The following is an 18,289-nucleotide window of genomic DNA, read 5'->3' on the forward strand; positions in this document are numbered from 1 at the left end:
AAGTTTGAGGGGATTATGGTTATAAGAATACGGAACGGTTGGCCATCGTCCCGTTTTCTTCCGTCCATATGAAATCAGCTTTGCAAAAGAGGCTAAGAACTTGGTTAAAGGTTGTTGAGGAAATCTCCTAGACTGTTCCAAAGGATATGATAAGGGGATTACAGTGCGGACTGAGTGGCAATCCAGTCTGACAGCTGGCGACACTGTCAAAGCGGGCTTAAAGGGAAACCGCCGCCATGGCGACATGCGGTACCTGCTTGGGAAAACCTACTGGACCTAAGCCGTAAACTTTACTCTTATGATAACCATCCAAACTAATTCCTATAAACGGTGAATGACAAACATATTATGAATCATCTGATAAAAAATTCTATAAAATGGAGTATAAGCATTGCCGTTATCACTTTTGTGTTAGCGGCTATTTTTTCAATTGCTTCAAACGGCATTTTGATCGGAGTGCCTTGGACTTTGGGCCTTCTTGTTGTTCTTGTAATTGTATGCATAGGAATCCTTTTTGACATGATAGGGATTGCAGCGGCTGCTGCCAATGAAACGCCCTTTCATTCAATGGCGGCAAGAAAGGTGCACGGGGCAAAGCATTCCATTTTAATTGTAAGAAACGCGGACAGGGTGGCAAGCTTTTGCAATGACGTCATTGGAGATATTTCCGGCATTATAAGCGGAACAGCATCTGCCCTTGTCGTTATTCAAATTGCCCAGTCCATTCATCTTCAGGCTACATCGGTTGAATACGCAATCAATGTGGGATTAGCGAGTTTTATTGCCGCTATAACCGTTGGCGGAAAGGCGTTAGGAAAATCCTTTGCGATTACATACTCGCGTGATATTATTCTCCATGTGGGTAAAATTTTGCAGTTCCTTGAAGATAGATTCCATCTGACAATCATCAAAGATCATAAGAAGAAAAGGCCGAAGCAAAAATCCAAGAAATGAAAGTGAGTGATCCGTTTGGATCTCATGTCAATTAAAGATCCCTCTTTTCTAAAGGAACTTGATATATGGCAGCTAGATGAACTTAGCGAAGAAATCCGGCGTTTCCTGATAGAAACATTATCCAGGACAGGGGGCCATATCGGTCCCAATTTAGGTGTAGTAGAGCTGACGATTGCCCTTCATAAATGTTTTGACAGCCCCAAAGATAAAATTATTTGGGATGTCGGGCACCAATCATATGTACACAAGATTTTAACGGGGAGAGCGTGCCAATTTGACACTCTCCGCCAATATAAAGGGTTGTGCGGCTTTCCTAAAATGTCCGAAAGCGAACACGATGTTTGGGAAACAGGACACAGTTCAACATCTTTGTCGGCGGCGATGGGCATGGCCATTGCACGCGATGTCAAAAAGGCAAATAATTTTGTGGTTCCCGTCATTGGCGACGGGGCTCTAACTGGCGGTATGGCCTTGGAAGCTTTAAACCATATCGGCCATGAACAAAAGGATATGATTGTTGTTCTCAATGATAACGAGATGTCCATTGCCCCCAATGTCGGCGCATTGCATAACGTGCTCGGAAGGCTAAGGACGGCAGGGAAGTACCATTGGGCAAAAGAAGAACTCGATTACCTGTTGAAAAAGATTCCGGCTGTTGGCGGAAAATTGGCGGCAACAGCGGAAAAGGTAAAAGATAGTCTGAAATATATGCTTGTTTCAGGTGTGTTTTTTGAAGAACTCGGGTTCACTTATCTCGGACCCGTTGATGGTCATGACTTCGACTCATTGTTTGAAAACATTTCATATGCCAAGAAAACAAAGGGTCCCGTTTTATTGCATGTGATTACAAAAAAAGGGAAAGGGTACGAACCCGCTGAACATGACAGAATCGGAACTTGGCACGGAACGGGCCAATATAAAATAGATACGGGAGACTTAATCAAGCCAGTCAATGCTCCGCCATCGTGGAGCTCATTGGTAAGTGAAACCGTCAGAAAGCTTGCCCGCAAGGACGAGCGTATTGTAGCCATTACCCCGGCGATGCCGGTCGGATCCAAGCTGGAAGGTTTTGCGGAGGAATTCCCCGATCGAATGTTTGATGTGGGAATTGCCGAGCAGCATGCGACAACAATGGCTGCCGGTCTGGCAACGCAAAAAATGAAGCCGTACTTGGCGATCTACTCTACCTTCTTGCAAAGAGCGTATGATCAGGTCCTTCATGATATCAGCAGGCAAAATCTGAATGTTTTTATCGGGATCGACAGGGCCGGTCTGGTGGGGGCAGATGGAGAAACACACCAGGGCGTATTCGATATCGCTTTTTTAAGGCATCTGCCGAACATGGTCATTATGATGCCAAAAGACGAAAATGAAGGCCAGCATATGGTCAATACAGCCATTCAATATGATGATGGGCCGATCGCTCTCCGTTTTCCCCGGGGGAACGGATATGGCGTCTCAATGGACTCTGAATTGAAACAAATACCAATCGGTTCGTGGGAAGTATTAAAACAGGGAACAGACGCAGCGATTCTGACATTCGGCACGACCATCCCGTTGGCCCTTGACGCCGCAAACAGGCTTGAAAAACAAGGCATTTCCGTTCAGGTCGTCAACGCCCGTTTTATCAAACCGCTTGATGAACAACTTTTGCATGGCCTGTTACGGAGAAATATGCCGATATTGACGATTGAGGAAGCCGTATTACAGGGTGGATTTGGCAGTGCGGTGCTTGAGTTTGCGAGTGAACACGAATACCGCCATGCTTTTATTGACAGAATTGGCGTGCCCGACCGCTTTGTAGAGCATGGCAATGTGAAGGAACTGCTAAAAGAAATCGGGATGACACCTGAAAATATTGTCATGAAAATAAAGGCGCTCATGCCAAAAAAACAAAAAAGGGCGTAAGACATGAAAGTGAAGAAGACAAGGCTTGATTTGCTCTTGGTAGAAAGAGGCTTGATTGAAACAAGGGAAAAAGCGAAAAGAGCGATTATGGCGGGAATTGTATTTACAAACGAAACGAGGCTGGACAAACCCGGTGAAAAGGTCGAGATTGACATTCCCCTCACTGTTAAGGGGAATGTCATTCCTTATGTGAGCCGAGGCGGCTTAAAGTTAGAAAAAGCTATACAGCAGTTTCAATTGAATTTGAAAGATAAAGTTTTGCTGGATATTGGCGCTTCGACGGGCGGCTTTACGGATTGTGCGCTTCAACACGGGGCAAGACTGTCTTATGCCTTGGATGTGGGTTATAATCAGTTGGCGTGGAAGTTAAGACAGGATGAACGTGTTGTTGTAATGGAAAGGACAAATTTTCGCTATGTAACGCCTGATGCATTTCCCATCAAGCCTGAAATGGCAGTGATAGATGTCTCTTTTATATCATTAACCTTAATCTTGCCTGTTTTAAAAAACATACTTGTCCCCAAAAGCGATGTCATCGCATTGATCAAGCCTCAGTTTGAAGCAGGCAAAGACCAGGTTGGTAAAAAAGGCATTATACGAGACGCGAAAATCCATGAAGAGGTCATTATAAAAATAAAAGAGTTTGCCATATCCGAAGGCTACGATGTCAAAAACCTTGCTTTTTCTCCTATTACCGGCGGTGAAGGAAACATTGAGTTTCTCATTCATTTACGATATGAAGGTGAAAAGGAGACAGGAAGTGACGATACCAGCGAGGAAGCGGCGGATATTGTACAACAGGCGCATAGTCAATTGAACAAGCCACAATGATTGGGCAATCTGTTATAGATTGCCCTTTTTTCAATGAAAAATTATAATACTAAATAATGATGGATAGCATAAAAATGCGATTTCATGTAAAGGTAAGAGGTGGAAAATATGAGCAAGGCACGGCGCCATTTAAAAATCCGGGAAGTGATCGGAAAAAAGGAAATTGAAACGCAGGACGAGCTTGTCGATTACTTGAAAAATCAAGGCTTTAATGTTACGCAGGCAACCGTATCAAGGGATATAAAAGAGTTGCATCTGGTGAAAGTTCCCCTTCCGGACGGCCGGTATAAATACAGTCTTCCAGCCGATCAGCGGTTTAATCCGTTGCAGAAATTAAAGCGGTCTTTGACGGAGTCTTTTATCGGAATAGATTATACAGAAAACTTTATAGTATTAAAAACACTTCCGGGTAATGCCCAGGCCGTCGGCGCACTGATCGATAACCTTGATTGGGAAGAAATAATGGGGACGATTTGCGGAGATGACACATGTTTGATTATTTGCAGGACACCCGAATATGCCGAGACAATCAATGAAAAGTTTATCAACATGCTTTAAGGGGAGGAATTCTTTGTTACAGGAATTGTCGATTAGAAACTTTGCCATCATTGATAAAATATCGATTTCTTTTTCGGAAGGGTTAACTGTCTTAACCGGAGAAACGGGGGCAGGAAAATCGATTATTATTGATGCGGTCCATTTATTGGTTGGCGGGCGGGGATCAGCGGAGTTTGTGCGGCATGGTGAAAAAAAAGCGGAAATAGAAGGCTTGTTTTTTATACATGATGAACATTCCTGTATTAAAAAAGCGTCTGAATATGGAATTGATGTAGAAGAAGGAATGGTCGTTTTGCGCCGGGAGATTTCAAACACCGGTAAAAGCGTTTGCCGGGTGAATGGAAAGCTCGTCACGATCGCTACAATGCGTGAGATCGGCAGCTCGCTCATCGATATCCATGGACAGCATGAGCATCAGGAATTAATGAATGATGCCTTACATGTATTGCTTTTGGATCAATATGGAAAAAAAGAAATCGTTCCTGCCCGGGAGCGTTACACAAATGTTTATGAAAAATACTTGGAAGTACAAAATAAAATCAAAGAGCTAAGCAAAACGGAGCAGCAAATGGCCCATCGTCTCGATTTACTGCAATTTCAAATGCGGGAAATTGAAAAGGCAAACCTTAAAATGAATGAAGATGACCTGCTTGAAGAAGAAAGAAAGCGGCTCGTTAATTTCGAAAAATTGTTTGGCTCTTTAAAAGACGGATACGAACAGCTTCAGGGAGATCAACGCGGCCTTGACTCTATAGGCCGTGCTATGAGCATGCTGGAAACAGCGGCTGAAGTTGACAGCAAATACCAATCCATCAAAGAGTCAGTGTCGAACAGTTATTATATGTTGGAAGATGCTGTTTTAACCATTAGAACTGAGCTTGATATGCTTGAATACGATCCAATGCGATTAAATGAAATTGAGTCGCGCTTGAATGAAATCAACCAGTTAAAAAGGAAATACGGTTATACAGTAGAACAAATTTTGGATTATTATGAGAAGATTAAGGAAGAAGCCGAATCGATTCTCAATAAGGAAAGCCGCCTCGAAGAGTTACAAAAGCAGCTGGACAAGTTGAAAAAACAACTGATGGATATAGGCAATCATTTGACTAAAATCCGGAAAAAATGGGCAAACAAATTAACAAATGCCATTCATCGAGAATTAAAAGAACTGTACATGGACAAGACCGTTTTTGAGGTTACTTTTAACGAACAGCTCCCAAGTGGAAACGGGTTGGACAACATTCAATTTTACATTTCAACCAACCCCGGAGAGCCGTTAAAGCCTTTGTCCAAAGTCGCTTCCGGTGGAGAACTGTCGCGCATTATGCTGGCGCTCAAGACGATATTTTCGACAAGAGTCACTTCCGTCATATTCGATGAAGTGGATACGGGTGTAAGTGGCCGGGTCGCGCAAGCAATGGCAGAGAAAATGTACAAAATATCCGTTAATTCCCAAGTCCTTTGTATTTCCCATTTACCGCAAGTTGCTGCAATGGCGGATCATCATATGCTTATTGCCAAAGAGATCATTCATAAAAGAACACGAACAACGATTAAAAACTTGACTGAAAAAGAAAAAATAAAAGAAATTGGCCGCATGATTTCTGGAACCGAGATAACTGACATTACAAAAAGGCATGCCAAAGAATTGCTTCAATCTGCCTATACCATAAAAAAGCCTTAAAAAAAATGAAAAGCTATCCTTCATTGGACATCTTTTTTTCTCGCCCCCAGTTATAAATGCACGTTCTGGAGGTCACATTATAACTGTGGACTAGAAGGCGAGGAGAGTGAAAAAGAAACTGATGAAAGAGCGCTTAAGAAAAATAACAGGTGTAATTCTCCTTGTATCTCTAATCATGATTGGCTTTTCCAAGCCGTTTCAACAATATGTTCACATACCTCTAAGTATCACGATGTTCGAAGGGGATAAGCAGGCATTTCCAAAGTCGGGTGCTGTTGCAGCTTCAGCTGATGCGGTAGACACGTTTACGCTTGAGGATCAAGATGAGGCTGTATCCCTAAAAGGGGAAAACAGCGGAAAAGATGAAATGATCCTTCAGCTTGCGGGTTTGCCCATGAAAAAGGTAAACGTGAATGTATTGAAACAGTTCAAAGTACTCCCGGGCGGGCAGTCCATTGGCGTCAAAATGAATACGCTGGGTGTCCTCGTTGTCGGACATCACCTTGTCACCAACAATGACGGGAAATTTTCTCCTGGGGAAGAGGCCGGCATCAAGGTAGGCGATATGATCACTGCGATTGACGGAAACAAAATTAAAAGCATGAACGAAGTGGCCCGTTATGTGGAAAATGCCGGCGAGAATGGAAAGCCGCTTAATATGACGATTCGCCGAGAACAGGAACAATTTGAGACAAAACTTGTCCCGATAAAAGACGAAAAGGAACAGGTCTTTAAATTGGGTTTGTATATCAGAGACTCCGCTGCAGGCATTGGAACAATGACTTTTTATGATCCAAATTCGAAAAAATACGGTGCCCTCGGCCATGTTATATCGGATATGGACACGAAAAAGCCCATTATTGTAGAAGACGGTCAAATTGTTGAATCAACGGTAACTTCCATTGAAAAAGGAAAACATGGAGATCCCGGAGAAAAACTGGCTCGTTTTTCCGGCAATAAAGAAATCATTGGAAACATCACCTTAAACAGTCCGTTCGGCATATTTGGAACGCTAAAAAAAGACATTAAAAACGGCGTCATGGACACGCCGCTCTCCATTGGGCTGGCCCATCAAGTACAGGAAGGACCGGCCAAGATTTTAACTGTTACAGACGGGAATGAAGTAAAAGCGTACGACATTGAAATTGTCAGTACGATTCCACAAAAATTCCCGGCAACAAAGGGAATGGTCATTAAAGTAACAGATAAAGATCTGCTGAATAAAACAGGTGGAATCGTTCAGGGGATGAGCGGGAGTCCGATCATCCAAAACAACAAGCTGATCGGCGCAGTAACTCATGTATTTGTAAATGATCCGACTTCCGGCTATGGTGTCCATATTGAATGGATGCTGCATGAAGCGGGCATTAACATTTATGAAGAAGGTCAAGAAAAAATGGAAAAAGCTGGTTAAGGGGGCATATGCATAGCCCCCATTTTTTTGTATGTAAAAGGGCTATCACAGAAAATCAGTTTTCACTGACTTTCTGGACAGCCCTGTTTTTTATGCAAATAATGTTGGTTTATGACGAAATAGGTGGAAGAAAATAGCAAATATCAGCTTTCTTTGTCTTTTTCTCTTATTTTTGAAATATAAAAAGGATTTTACCTTTTCTTGGCGTAATTGTCTGTTAGAATAAATTTATAAATAAATCCGTTTGAGACTTAGGGAGGAACTAAAATTGAAGAAAATAAAAGTCGCACTTGTAGATGATAACCGCGAATTAATTTCTTTGCTTGTGGAGTACATGTCCACCCAAAGTGACATCGAGATTGTCGGAACTGCGCATAATGGGCAAGAATGCCTGAACTTGCTGGAGAAAGTTGATGTCGATGTGTTGATTTTGGATATTATTATGCCTCATTTGGATGGTCTTGGCGTATTGGAAAGAATTAGGGAGTCTGAAACAATTCCGTTTCCGAATGTTATTATGTTGACGGCATTTGGGCAGGAAGATGTAACAACAAAAGCAGTGGAACTCGGTGCATCTTACTTCATTTTAAAACCGTTTGATATGGAATATCTGGTGAACCATATACGCAATGTGAGCGGGAAAGGCACACGAGCCGTAAAATCCGCCACCACCCACACAAAGAAGCAAGGCGAGGATAAAGCGAAAAACCTTGAAGCAAGCATTACATCCGTTATTCATGAAATCGGTGTTCCCGCCCATATCAAAGGCTATTTGTATTTAAGGGAAGCAATATCAATGGTATATCATGATATTGAATTGCTTGGGGCCATTACAAAAGTGCTTTATCCAGATATCGCCAAAAAATACAATACGACAGCAAGCCGTGTTGAAAGAGCGATTCGCCATGCAATTGAAGTGGCATGGAGCCGCGGGAATATTGATGCCATTTCATCCCTGTTTGGCTATACGATCAGCATGTCCAAAGCCAAGCCTACCAATAGTGAATTTATCGCGATGGTTGCCGACAAGCTAAGGCTTGAACATAAGGCGTCATAATTATTTCTTCTTTATAACATTTTAAAAAATCATTAGGGTGTAGACCCTTTGAGGTGGTAAGCAGATGACATACATACTAGCACATCGAGGATCTGCGGGCACTCACCCGGAAAATACGATGGAAGCTTTTATTGCCGCGGAAAAGGCGGGAGCAGACGGGATTGAATTGGATGTCCAACTGGCGGCGGATGGAGAAATTGTCGTCATACATGATCTAACTGTCGACAGAACGACAAATGGCAGTGGCTATGTAAAAGATTTTACTTTTGAACAGCTCCGGAAATTAAAAGCGAATTTTCATTCTACCCATTTTTTTAAAAAAGCCGCACGCATTCCTTCTTTGCGGGAAGTGTTTGAATGGCTGGAAGGGAATGGCCTTATATGCAATGTGGAGTTGAAAAATAACGTAAAGGCTTATAAAGGTTTGGAAGAAAAGGTGATTAGTCTTATCAGGGAATTTTGCTTGGAAGGGCGGGTCATCATTTCTTCCTTTAACCACAATTCACTCGTTCATTGTATCCAATTGGCGCCTGATATCCAAACGGCTCCGCTGTATAAAGAAGTTCTTTTTCGACCGTGGGATTATGCCCGGACGCTCCAGGCAAGCGGCATTCATCCAAATTTCAAATGCATTTCCCCTGAAGACATAGAGGCAGCCATGGATTGCGGGATTGCGGTTCGGCCTTACACGGTCAATAAAGAAAAAGATATGAGAAAGCTATTTGCCATCAATTGTTCGGCCATTATAACAGATTATCCGAAAAAGGCATATCGAATCAGGAATCAATACCCATAAAAGGTCTGCATATACTGCAGATCTTTTATTAGGTAAAGTTGCCAGCTGTATAGGTTATCTTTTTTTGAAGCGTTCCTGTACCTTATTTCTTTTTCGGTCCCGATGTAAAATAAAACCTCCTATAAAACCTAAGCCGACAATAAAAAAAACAAGCCCGGCAAGAAATTGAATCCCCAAACTCGGAAAAGGAGACTGTAAAATTCCGAACAGCATATCCCTCATCAATTTGATGCCATAGCCAGCCAAAATCCCTGGGAGCAATAATATAATAAGTGCAATAATTCGTGCCATATACATCTCCTTGAAAAAATACTTCAAAAAAATCATATCCTATCGGTAACATTTGTCAAGCACCGAGCTTTTCGTTACAATCAATGATGATAAGTCTCATTCATATTTCCAGTACAGTCGGCAGACGGCTTCAATAAGCAACTTCATAAATAAGAAAGTGGGGGGTTGTCCGGTGAACATATTTCAAAACCTGGCAGAGCATGACTATGAACAATTGGTATTTTGCCATGATGAGCAGTCTGGGTTAAAGGCCATTATAGCTATTCATGACACTACTTTGGGTCCCGCCCTTGGCGGCACAAGAATGTGGACATACGATAGTGAAGAAGCGGCCATTCAGGATGCATTGCGGCTCGCAAGGGGAATGACTTATAAAAATGCAGCAGCCGGCTTAAGCTTGGGTGGCGGAAAAGCTGTGATCATGGGTGATCCGAAAAAAGACAAAAATGAAGAGATGTTCAGGGCTTTTGGGCGATACATACAAGGATTAAACGGGCGCTATATCACGGCAGAAGACGTTGGAACATCTGTCCAAGATATGGATCTCATCCATGAAGAAACGAATTTTGTTACCGGAATTTCTCCGGCATTCGGTTCGTCCGGAAATCCGTCCCCGGTCACCGCCTATGGCTGCTATGTCGGAATGAAAGCAGCTGCCAAAGAGGCATTTGGAACAGATTCGTTAGAGGGCCGAACAGTGGCTGTCCAAGGTGTCGGCAATGTTGCCTTTGAGCTATGCCGTTACTTGCACGAAGAAGGTGCCCGTCTTGTTGTGACGGATATTAATAAGGAGGCTGTAAATCGCGCAGTAGAAGCTTTTGACGCAAATACTGCTGATCCGAGTGATATCTATGGAGTAGAGGCAGACATTTTTTCTCCTTGTGCCCTTGGAGCCGTGATTAATGATGATACAATCCCGCAATTAAAGGTAAAAGTCATTGCTGGTTCCGCAAACAATCAGTTAAAAGAAAATAGGCACGGCGACATCATACATGAAAAGGGGATCGTTTACGCCCCTGATTATGTCATTAACGCCGGTGGGGTCATTAATGTGGCGGATGAACTTTACGGATATAATAAAGAGCGGGCGTTAAAGAAGGTGGAAACGATATACAACAATGTTGAGAAAGTGATCATGATCTCAAAACGGGATAACATCCCTACATATATGGCGGCTGATCGCATGGCAGAAGAAAGAATAGAAAAGCTAAAAAATTCCAGAAGTCAGTTTTTATTAAATGATAAGCACATTCTCCATCACCGGATTTAGACAAGTTTTTTTAGGAAAAGTTATGAGTGTCATGTCTGAAAATGGGGTATGAGGAGGTAAGAAATGGCAAAAGAGTATGACCTCGTTATTATCGGCGGGGGTACAGGGGGATATGTTGCTGCCATCCGCGCTTCACAGTTGGGTCTCAAAACGGCACTTGTGGAAAAAGACCGGATCGGCGGCACATGTTTGCATAAAGGTTGCATTCCGAGTAAAGCGCTGCTTCGCACCGCAGAAGTATATGCAACAGCTAAACGAAGTGAGGACTTTGGCGTAACTGCTGAAAGTGTCCATTTGAATTTTGCAAAAGCGCAAGAAAGAAAAAATGGTATTATCGCCACGCTGTACAAAGGTGTGCAGCATTTAATGAAAAAGGGAAAAATTGATGTTTATCATGGTATCGGCAGAATTTTGGGCCCTTCCATTTTTTCTCCACTGCCGGGCACTGTTTCAGTGGAAATGGACAGTGGTGAAGAAAATGAAATGCTTATTCCGAAAAATGTCATCATTGCCTCCGGGTCGCGACCAAAATCTTTGCCGGGGCTGGACATCGACGGTACATCTGTTTTAACGTCTGATGAAGCACTGGAATTAAAGCAGCTTCCAAAGTCTGTTTTAATTATTGGCGGAGGAGTGCTCGGAATCGAATGGGCTTCCATGCTATCGGATTTTGGGTTGGGAGTAACCATTATGGAATATGCAGACCGCATTTTGCCTAATGAGGATCGTGATATTTCCAAAGAAATGCAAAGAATTTTAAAGAAAAAGAAGGTCAAGGTAGTTGCCAATGCCAAGGTCCTTCCTGAAACAATACAAAAAATGAATGGTTCGATCGCCATTTCTGCCATTGTCAAGGGAGAGGAGCAGACTTTTGCGGCCGAAAAAATACTCGTTTCCGTAGGACGCCGGCCAAATACGGAAAATCTCGGTCTGCAAAATACAGATATCGAGCTTGACAACGGATTTATTAAAGTGAATAAAAACTACCAAACGAAGGAATCGCATATTTATGCGATTGGAGATGTGATTGGGGGGCTCCAGCTTGCTCATGTGGCTTCTTATGAGGGAATAAAGGCTGTCGAGCATATTACGCGCCAAGACCCATCACCTATTCAATATAAAGACGTGCCGAGATGTGTTTACAGCAATCCGGAAATAGCAAGTGTCGGCTTAACGGAAGAAGAGGCCAAGGAGCTGGGACATCAAGTCAAAACAGGAAATGTTTCATTCAAAGCAATTGGAAAGGCACTTGTGTATGGCGACACGGACGGATTTGTAAAAATAATCGCCGACGTAAAGACGAATGATATTTTGGGAATACATATCATTGGCCCTCATGCAACGGATATGATATCGGAAGCCGGGCTTGCGCGAATCCTGGATGCAACGCCATGGGAGGTCGCAAACTCCATCCATCCACACCCGTCATTAAGCGAAGCGATCGGAGAAGCCGCCCTTGCTGTTGACGGACAGGCTATCCATTCATAAATTACACGGGGGGGAAAATAAATGGCAAAAAATCGTCATAAAGAACTCGGATTAAGTGATCAGGAAGTATTGAACATGTATGAGGTAATGGTGCTCGCCCGGCGGATTGATGAGCGGATGTGGCTCTTGAATCGTTCCGGAAAGATTCCGTTCGTCATTTCATGCCAAGGCCAGGAAGCGGCTCAAGTGGGGGCGGCTTTCGCGCTTGATCGTCAGCAAGATTACATACTTCCTTACTATCGGGATCTTGCCGCCGTATTATCATTTGGCATGACACCAAAGGAAGTACTCCTTTCCGCTTTTGCCAAAGCGGAAGATCCCAATTCGGGAGGACGGCAAATGCCCGGACATTTTGGGCAAAAGAAAAACAGGATCGTGACAGGATCGTCGCCTGTTACAACACAAGTTCCCCACGCTGTTGGCGTGGCGCTTGCTGCGCGTATGGAGAAAAAAGATCTTGTTGCTTTTGTTACGTTTGGAGAAGGCTCATCAAACCAAGGTGATTTCCATGAAGGAGCCAATTTCGCAGGGGTTCATAAACTCCCTGTTATTTTCATGTGTGAAAACAACAAATATGCCATTTCAGTTCCGGTTGAAAAACAGCTCGCTTGTGAAAAAGTATCGGATCGCGCAGTTGGATACGGCATGCCGGGAATCACAGTTGATGGCAATGACCCTCTTGAAGTGTACAAGGTTATCAAGGAAGCGAGAGAACGGTGCATGAGAGGAGAAGGCCCGACATTGATTGAAACGATGTGCAACAGGCTTACTGCACATTCATCAGATGATGATGATCGCTTTTATCGGTCTCCAGACGAGGTCGCAAAGGCGAAAAGCCAAGACCCGATTATTTTGTTTGGAGCTTACTTAAAAGAAAGTGGCGTCATGACAGATGAAATGGAAAAAGAAATCAACGATCGGGTCATGAAACAGGTGAACGAGGCGACGGATTATGCGGAAGAAGCTCCGTATGCAGCCCCGGAACACGCCTTGAAGTATGTGTATTACGAAGGGGAGCAGGGGGAACTTTTATGACGGTAATCTCTTATATTGAAGCAGTTACGATGGCGCTGAAAGAAGAGATGGAGCGGGACGATAAAGTATTCGTGCTTGGTGAAGATGTCGGGAGAAAGGGCGGGGTGTTTAAAGCAACCCAAGGGTTGTATGAGCAGTTCGGAGAAGAACGGGTCATTGATACGCCCCTTGCCGAATCAGCGATTGCCGGCGTCGGGATCGGTGCTGCCATGTACGGATACAGGCCGGTTGCGGAGATGCAGTTCGCTGATTTTATTATGCCTGCCATCAATCAAATTATATCCGAAGCCGCCCGTATCAGGTACAGATCGAACAATGATTGGAACTGTCCGATTGTCATTCGCGCTCCATACGGAGGGGGAGTGCACGGCGCGCTTTATCATTCCCAATCGGTGGAAGCCATTTTTGCGAATCAGCCTGGCTTGAAGATCGTCATGCCTTCAACCCCATATGATGTGAAAGGTTTGTTGAAGGCAGCCATCCGCGACGAGGATCCGGTGCTGTTTTTTGAACATAAACGGGCATACAGGCTCATTAAAGGGCATGTGCCGGAAGAGGAGTACATCGTGCCTATCGGAAAAGCAGATGTGAAACGTGAAGGAGATGACATTACGGTCATCACATACGGATTATGTGTCCATTTTGCGCTTCAGGCTGCCGAACGTTTGGTGCAAGACGGTATTGAAACTCATATTTTGGATTTGCGAACAGTTTATCCGCTAGATAAGCAAGCCATTATTGATGCTGCATCCAAAACGGGAAAAGTTCTGCTTGTAACGGAAGATAATAAAGAAGGCAGCATCATGAGCGAAGTGGCAGCAATTATCTCCGAGCATTGTCTTTTTGATCTGGATGCTCCAATAAAGAGGCTTGCTGGCCCGGATGTTCCAGCTATGCCTTACGCGCCGACAATGGAAAAGTATTTTATGGTCAACCCTGACAAAGTCGAAAAAGCGATGCGGGAGCTTGCAGATTTTTAAGTATTCAATATAGTAGCCCCTACCATTTTTAATGGGGGAGGGCCGCTACTTAGCAGAGAAATACTATTAAGCTTCCGGCGGATGTTGCACATTTTTCACCGGGCTTATTGTCAAACAAATTCAAAATCCGGACGGTAATGATGCCGATGCGGAAATTGGTTGGGGCTTGACTCGAAAATCAAGCATAAAGGGAGCTGGTTCATTTTGGCTTTGAAAAATATTACAATGCCGCAGTTGGGTGAAAGCGTCACTGAAGGAACAATCAGCAAATGGCTCGTCAAACCGGGGGATCACGTCAATAAATATGATCCGATTGCTGAAGTATTGACAGATAAAGTGAATGCCGAAATCCCTTCTTCGTTTACAGGAACGATTAAAGAACTGATTGCCGAGGAAGATGAAACACTTGCTGTCGGGGAAGTTATATGCACAATTGAAACAGAAGGTGGAGGCGCTAAAAACAAGCCAGAGGCCGAAAGTGCACCTTCTGTTGCCAAGCAAGACACTTCCTCTCCTCAAAACACTGCGGACGAAAAGAAACCGAAAAAGCAAAGAGCCAAAGCGCGTTATTCTCCTGCAGTTGTCCGGATGTCCCAGGAATATAACATTGATTTGTCCCAAGTGACAGGAAGCGGTAGAGACGGCAGGATTACCCGCAAGGACTTGCAAAGATTGATCGATTCCGGCAACATTCCAAAAAGCGGAGAAGCGACAAAAGAGCCTTTCTTGCAAAAAACCGCAATACCGCATTCCACTGGGGATGTTGACATTCCTGTTACCGGCATTAGAAAGGCGATTGCCGCAAATATGGTGCGCAGCAAGCAAGAAATTCCGCATGCCTGGATGATGATCGAGGCGGATGTAACAGATCTTGTCAAGTACAGGGACGCTATAAAAGAAGATTTTAAACGCCAGGAAGGATTCAACCTTACTTATTTTGCGTTTTTTGTCAAAGCTGTTGCCCAAGCGTTAAAAGAGTTTCCAATGATGAATTCCATGTGGGCCGGAGACAAAATCGTCCAGAAAAAAGACATCAATCTTTCCATTGCTGTCGCAAGTGAAGATTCGTTATTTGTCCCGGTCATAAAACATGCAGACGAACAATCAATTAAAGGAATTGCCAAAGAGATTCATGAGCTGGCTGTCAAAGCGAGAACCGGCGCCTTACAAAAAGAAGATGTGGAAGGCGGCACTTTTACAGTGAATAATACAGGGTCATTCGGCTCTGTCCAGTCTATGGGGATCATTAATTATCCGCAGGCAGCGATCTTGCAGATTGAATCGATTGTAAAGCGGCCGATTGTCATAAGCAACAATGCCATTGCTATCCGTGACATGGTCAATATGTGTTTGTCACTGGATCACCGGATTCTTGACGGGCTCGTTTGCGGCCGTTTTTTAAAGCGTGTTAAGGAAATTTTGGAAAATATGTCGAAAGAAAATACTTCAGTATATTAAAGATTTTTCGAGTTTGGGACATAAGCAAATACGAAATAGCAAAAGCCGAACAATTCATTTATAATTGTTCGGTTTATTTGTGTTGAGAAAAACTTGGCTTGTCGCCAAGCTTTTAGCGAAAGCCATCGTTTTTCTTATACTATAAATCATAAACATTTTATACTCTCTTATAGTGTAAAAAAATTCCTATTATCGCTACGTCAACATATTTCGCTTTCCGCAGGTCTCTTCAACATCCTTGGAAAGCAAAGGTCGCTTTTCCTGCGGGATCTTCAGCTCGAGCTATTCTACATATGTTGAGGACGCTAAAAGCTTGCGCATTATACACAGGGACCATTTATCCGGCATGTAAGGTGCCATATACACTACTTCAAAATCTTAAGTGAATACAAAAGGTCCAAGTGTGAGAAAACGGCACCTAAATGCCCGATTGGTTCAACTAACATTCAGTAGGAGATACAGATGGAAGAAAACGCCTACTGAATGAAGTTTCACTTTATGGTTCGTTTTTTCATCAGCTGATTTAGTTGTGTCCTAGCCTCTTCTATTGAGCTTATTTTTTCGGAAAAAACAAAATATAGGTTGATGTTTACGTTAACGTCAATGCTACAATGTTACTATTAGAATTTCTTGCAAAGGTGGGGGATATGGAAACATATTCTATTTCGGAGCTTGCCAAACAATTTAATATTTCGACCAGAACGATACGTTACTATGAAGAGATCGGTTTGCTTGCACCAAAAAGAAGGGAGAACGGGCGGCGGATTTTTTCAAAAAGAGAGAAAATACGCCTGCAGCTTATATTTCGCGGGAAAAAATATGGCTTTCAACTGGATGAAATTCGCGAAATGCTTGAATTATTCCAAATAGATCGAACTGGAAAAAAACAGTTGAAACGAACGATCGAGTATGGCGAGGAAAAAATCATGGAGGTGAATGAACGAATAGCAGAGCTGGAAGAAATTCGTGGGGAAATGGAGCAATTGCTTGTGATGTTTCAAAAAAAATTAAAAGAATTGGAGTGCAGCGTAAGATGAATATACCCAATTTGCTGGCGGTTATGTCAGGAAAGTATCCGAATCACGAAGGGATCGTAACACCTGAAGAACGAATTACATATTCGGAATGGAACCGCCAGGTGAATCAGCTCGCCCATAGTTTGCGAAATATCGGGGTTAAACCGGGCGATAAAGTCATCTTGCATTTGCCGAACGTGAAAGAGTTTTTATATGCATATTTTGCTGTCCAGCGAATTGGCGCGATTACCGTTCCCGTTCATCCAAAGCTTGTTCGCCGGGAAATCGATTATATATTGGGGCATTGCGAAGCGAGTGTTTTTATCACACATCATATGCTTTTTGAACAGGTAAGCGGGCTCCCGGAGGAAACAGGCCTTTTATGCATAAAAACAGGTGAGACGGTTGGTGGCTGGCTATCTTTGGACTCGCTGATTGCCGAAGGGTCACCTGATGATATCGAATGCGGTTTGTCGGAAGATGATGAAGCATCCATACTGTATACATCTGGAACAACCGGGGAACCAAAAGGAGTGCTTTTTACTTATCGCAACATCTTGACGGTTGCTGTCACTATCAGTGTGGAAATGTGCTTAAAGCCAGAAAGCAGAATTCTTCACATGATGCCGTTAAGCCATTCAGCCCCGCTCCATTTATTTCTTATGGCGGGGACGTATGTGGGTGCCACACATGTACTCGTTCCATCGTTTACACCGGAATTATTGCTGGAAACCGTTCAGCGTGAGCAGACAACGCATTTTTTTGGCGCACCTATTGCATATCTTGCCAGTTCAAGGCATCCAGAAATATATAAGTATGATCTTTCATCGATGCAATATTGGGTATACGGCGGAGCACCATTGTCCGAGAAAGAGATAGCCCGTGTCCAAGCTCAATTTGGCACGGAGAATTTCACTTGTGTATACGGTCTGACCGAGGCGGGGCCCAATGGGACAATTTTAGGATTAGATGATCATAAGAGAAAGTCGGGAAGCATTGGCAAAAGAGCTGCGTTACATTGTGAAATCCGTTTGGTGGATGATCAGGGGAAAGATGTTCAACGAGGTGAAGTTGGTGAAATCATTCTTCGCGGGGCAGGAACTATGAAGGGGTACTACGAAGATGAGGGAAAAACGAGAGAGGTTGTAAAGGATGGATGGCTCTATACAGGTGATATGGCAAAGCAGGATGATGACGGCTTTTATTGGGTGATCGACCGTAAAAAAGATATCATTATTTCTGGCGGTGTCAATATATATCCGCAGGAAATAGAAAAAATACTGATCATCCATCCGAAAGTGGCTGATGTCGCTGTCGTGGGGGTACCCAATCCAGACTGGGGCGAAACCGTTAAGGCATTCATTGTTGCCAAGGAACCTTTTGCCGATTTAGCCGCTGAGTGCACGGAATTTTTACAAGGAAAAATAGCCGACTATAAAATTCCAAAACGATATGAATTATTGGAAGCGCTACCAAGAAACGCTACTGGCAAGTTATTAAAGAAACAACTTCGGGAGACGTATGAAAAAAGCTTGTAATCAATAAT

At 43.4% G+C, this 18,289-nt stretch carries 16 protein-coding genes; 15 read left to right on the top strand and 1 reads right to left on the bottom strand.

Annotated elements, in window-relative coordinates:
- Positions 1 to 348: 348 nt before the first annotated feature.
- The 8 genes from NST31_RS20400 to NST31_RS20435 all read left to right on the top strand — a co-directional run bounded on the left by NST31_RS20400 (position 349) and on the right by NST31_RS20435 (position 9,205).
- A complete protein-coding gene (locus tag NST31_RS20400; RefSeq protein WP_077111339.1) occupies positions 349 to 954 on the top strand; it encodes a hypothetical protein in 606 nt (201 codons plus the stop codon).
- Positions 955 to 969: 15 nt separating this feature from the next.
- Positions 970 to 2,862: a 1-deoxy-D-xylulose-5-phosphate synthase gene (gene dxs, locus NST31_RS20405; protein WP_077111338.1), complete on the top strand. Its 1,893-nt coding sequence runs from the start codon at positions 970 to 972 to the stop codon at positions 2,860 to 2,862.
- A gap of 3 nt (positions 2,863 to 2,865) precedes the next feature.
- Positions 2,866 to 3,693, top strand: a complete 828-nt coding sequence (locus NST31_RS20410; protein WP_077111336.1) for a TlyA family RNA methyltransferase — start codon at positions 2,866 to 2,868, stop codon at positions 3,691 to 3,693.
- Between the two features lie 108 nt (positions 3,694 to 3,801).
- On the top strand, positions 3,802 to 4,251 hold the full coding sequence (argR, locus tag NST31_RS20415; RefSeq protein ID WP_077111335.1) for a transcriptional regulator ArgR: 450 nt from the start codon (positions 3,802 to 3,804) through the stop codon (positions 4,249 to 4,251).
- A 13-nt stretch (positions 4,252 to 4,264) separates the two neighbouring features.
- The gene (recN, locus tag NST31_RS20420) at positions 4,265 to 5,938 is read left to right on the top strand and encodes a DNA repair protein RecN (RefSeq protein WP_339162934.1); all 1,674 of its coding nucleotides are present in this window, start codon (positions 4,265 to 4,267) and stop codon (positions 5,936 to 5,938) included.
- A 121-nt stretch (positions 5,939 to 6,059) separates the two neighbouring features.
- On the top strand, positions 6,060 to 7,352 hold the full coding sequence (gene spoIVB, locus NST31_RS20425) for a SpoIVB peptidase (protein ID WP_077111394.1): 1,293 nt from the start codon (positions 6,060 to 6,062) through the stop codon (positions 7,350 to 7,352).
- 268 nt (positions 7,353 to 7,620) lie between these two features.
- Complete coding sequence (gene spo0A / locus NST31_RS20430; protein WP_077111333.1) at positions 7,621 to 8,409, top strand: sporulation transcription factor Spo0A; 789 nt, start codon at positions 7,621 to 7,623, stop codon at positions 8,407 to 8,409.
- Positions 8,410 to 8,473: 64 nt separating this feature from the next.
- On the top strand, positions 8,474 to 9,205 hold the full coding sequence (locus NST31_RS20435) for a glycerophosphodiester phosphodiesterase (RefSeq protein WP_077111331.1): 732 nt from the start codon (positions 8,474 to 8,476) through the stop codon (positions 9,203 to 9,205).
- Between the two features lie 54 nt (positions 9,206 to 9,259).
- Here NST31_RS20435 and NST31_RS20440 read toward each other — a convergent pair whose 3' ends face one another.
- On the bottom strand, positions 9,260 to 9,496 hold the full coding sequence (locus tag NST31_RS20440) for a DUF2627 domain-containing protein (protein ID WP_077111330.1): 237 nt from the start codon (positions 9,494 to 9,496) through the stop codon (positions 9,260 to 9,262).
- A gap of 172 nt (positions 9,497 to 9,668) precedes the next feature.
- On the opposite strand from NST31_RS20440, the gene NST31_RS20445 reads away from it, so the two are divergent.
- From NST31_RS20445 to NST31_RS20475, 7 genes are all read left to right on the top strand, one after another.
- Positions 9,669 to 10,766, top strand: coding sequence for a Glu/Leu/Phe/Val dehydrogenase (locus tag NST31_RS20445; RefSeq protein WP_077111329.1), 1,098 nt, complete (start codon positions 9,669 to 9,671; stop codon positions 10,764 to 10,766).
- Between the two features lie 63 nt (positions 10,767 to 10,829).
- Positions 10,830 to 12,254, top strand: coding sequence for a dihydrolipoyl dehydrogenase (gene lpdA, locus NST31_RS20450; protein WP_077111328.1), 1,425 nt, complete (start codon positions 10,830 to 10,832; stop codon positions 12,252 to 12,254).
- A 21-nt stretch (positions 12,255 to 12,275) separates the two neighbouring features.
- Positions 12,276 to 13,289 (top strand): thiamine pyrophosphate-dependent dehydrogenase E1 component subunit alpha, encoded by a 1,014-nt coding sequence (locus NST31_RS20455; RefSeq protein WP_339162937.1) that lies wholly within the window; start codon positions 12,276 to 12,278, stop codon positions 13,287 to 13,289.
- Positions 13,286 to 14,269 carry an alpha-ketoacid dehydrogenase subunit beta gene (locus tag NST31_RS20460; protein ID WP_339162938.1) on the top strand — a complete coding sequence of 328 codons (984 nt, stop codon included), beginning with the start codon at positions 13,286 to 13,288 and terminating at the stop codon, positions 14,267 to 14,269. Before NST31_RS20455 ends, NST31_RS20460 begins: the two co-directional genes overlap by 4 nt.
- Positions 14,270 to 14,473: 204 nt before the next feature.
- A complete protein-coding gene (locus NST31_RS20465) occupies positions 14,474 to 15,727 on the top strand; it encodes a dihydrolipoamide acetyltransferase family protein (protein WP_077111322.1) in 1,254 nt (417 codons plus the stop codon).
- 647 nt (positions 15,728 to 16,374) lie between these two features.
- Positions 16,375 to 16,764: a MerR family transcriptional regulator gene (locus NST31_RS20470; protein ID WP_339162940.1), complete on the top strand. Its 390-nt coding sequence runs from the start codon at positions 16,375 to 16,377 to the stop codon at positions 16,762 to 16,764.
- Positions 16,761 to 18,281: a long-chain-fatty-acid--CoA ligase gene (locus tag NST31_RS20475; protein ID WP_339162941.1), complete on the top strand. Its 1,521-nt coding sequence runs from the start codon at positions 16,761 to 16,763 to the stop codon at positions 18,279 to 18,281. Before NST31_RS20470 ends, NST31_RS20475 begins: the two co-directional genes overlap by 4 nt.
- Positions 18,282 to 18,289: the final 8 nt, after the last annotated feature.

It is taken from the genome of Siminovitchia sp. FSL W7-1587, assembly GCF_037963795.1.
Lineage (GTDB): Bacteria > Bacillota > Bacilli > Bacillales > Bacillaceae_C > Siminovitchia > Siminovitchia thermophila.

Bases quoted from the DNA above. Each gene is read 5' to 3' on its own strand.
- NST31_RS20410 (WP_077111336.1), top strand. From the start codon at position 2,866: ATGAAAGTGAAGAAGACAAGGCTTGATTTGCTCTTGGTAGAAAGAGGC.
- NST31_RS20435 (WP_077111331.1), top strand. From the start codon at position 8,474: ATGACATACATACTAGCACATCGAGGATCTGCGGGCACTCACCCGGAA.
- NST31_RS20475 (WP_339162941.1), top strand. From the start codon at position 16,761: ATGAATATACCCAATTTGCTGGCGGTTATGTCAGGAAAGTATCCGAAT.
- NST31_RS20460 (WP_339162938.1), top strand. From the start codon at position 13,286: ATGACGGTAATCTCTTATATTGAAGCAGTTACGATGGCGCTGAAAGAA.
- spoIVB (WP_077111394.1), top strand. From the start codon at position 6,060: ATGAAAGAGCGCTTAAGAAAAATAACAGGTGTAATTCTCCTTGTATCT.
- NST31_RS20440 (WP_077111330.1), bottom strand. From the start codon at position 9,496: ATGGCACGAATTATTGCACTTATTATATTATTGCTCCCAGGGATTTTG.
- lpdA (WP_077111328.1), top strand. From the start codon at position 10,830: ATGGCAAAAGAGTATGACCTCGTTATTATCGGCGGGGGTACAGGGGGA.
- NST31_RS20455 (WP_339162937.1), top strand. From the start codon at position 12,276: ATGGCAAAAAATCGTCATAAAGAACTCGGATTAAGTGATCAGGAAGTA.
- NST31_RS20470 (WP_339162940.1), top strand. From the start codon at position 16,375: ATGGAAACATATTCTATTTCGGAGCTTGCCAAACAATTTAATATTTCG.
- NST31_RS20400 (WP_077111339.1), top strand. From the start codon at position 349: ATGAATCATCTGATAAAAAATTCTATAAAATGGAGTATAAGCATTGCC.
- argR (WP_077111335.1), top strand. From the start codon at position 3,802: ATGAGCAAGGCACGGCGCCATTTAAAAATCCGGGAAGTGATCGGAAAA.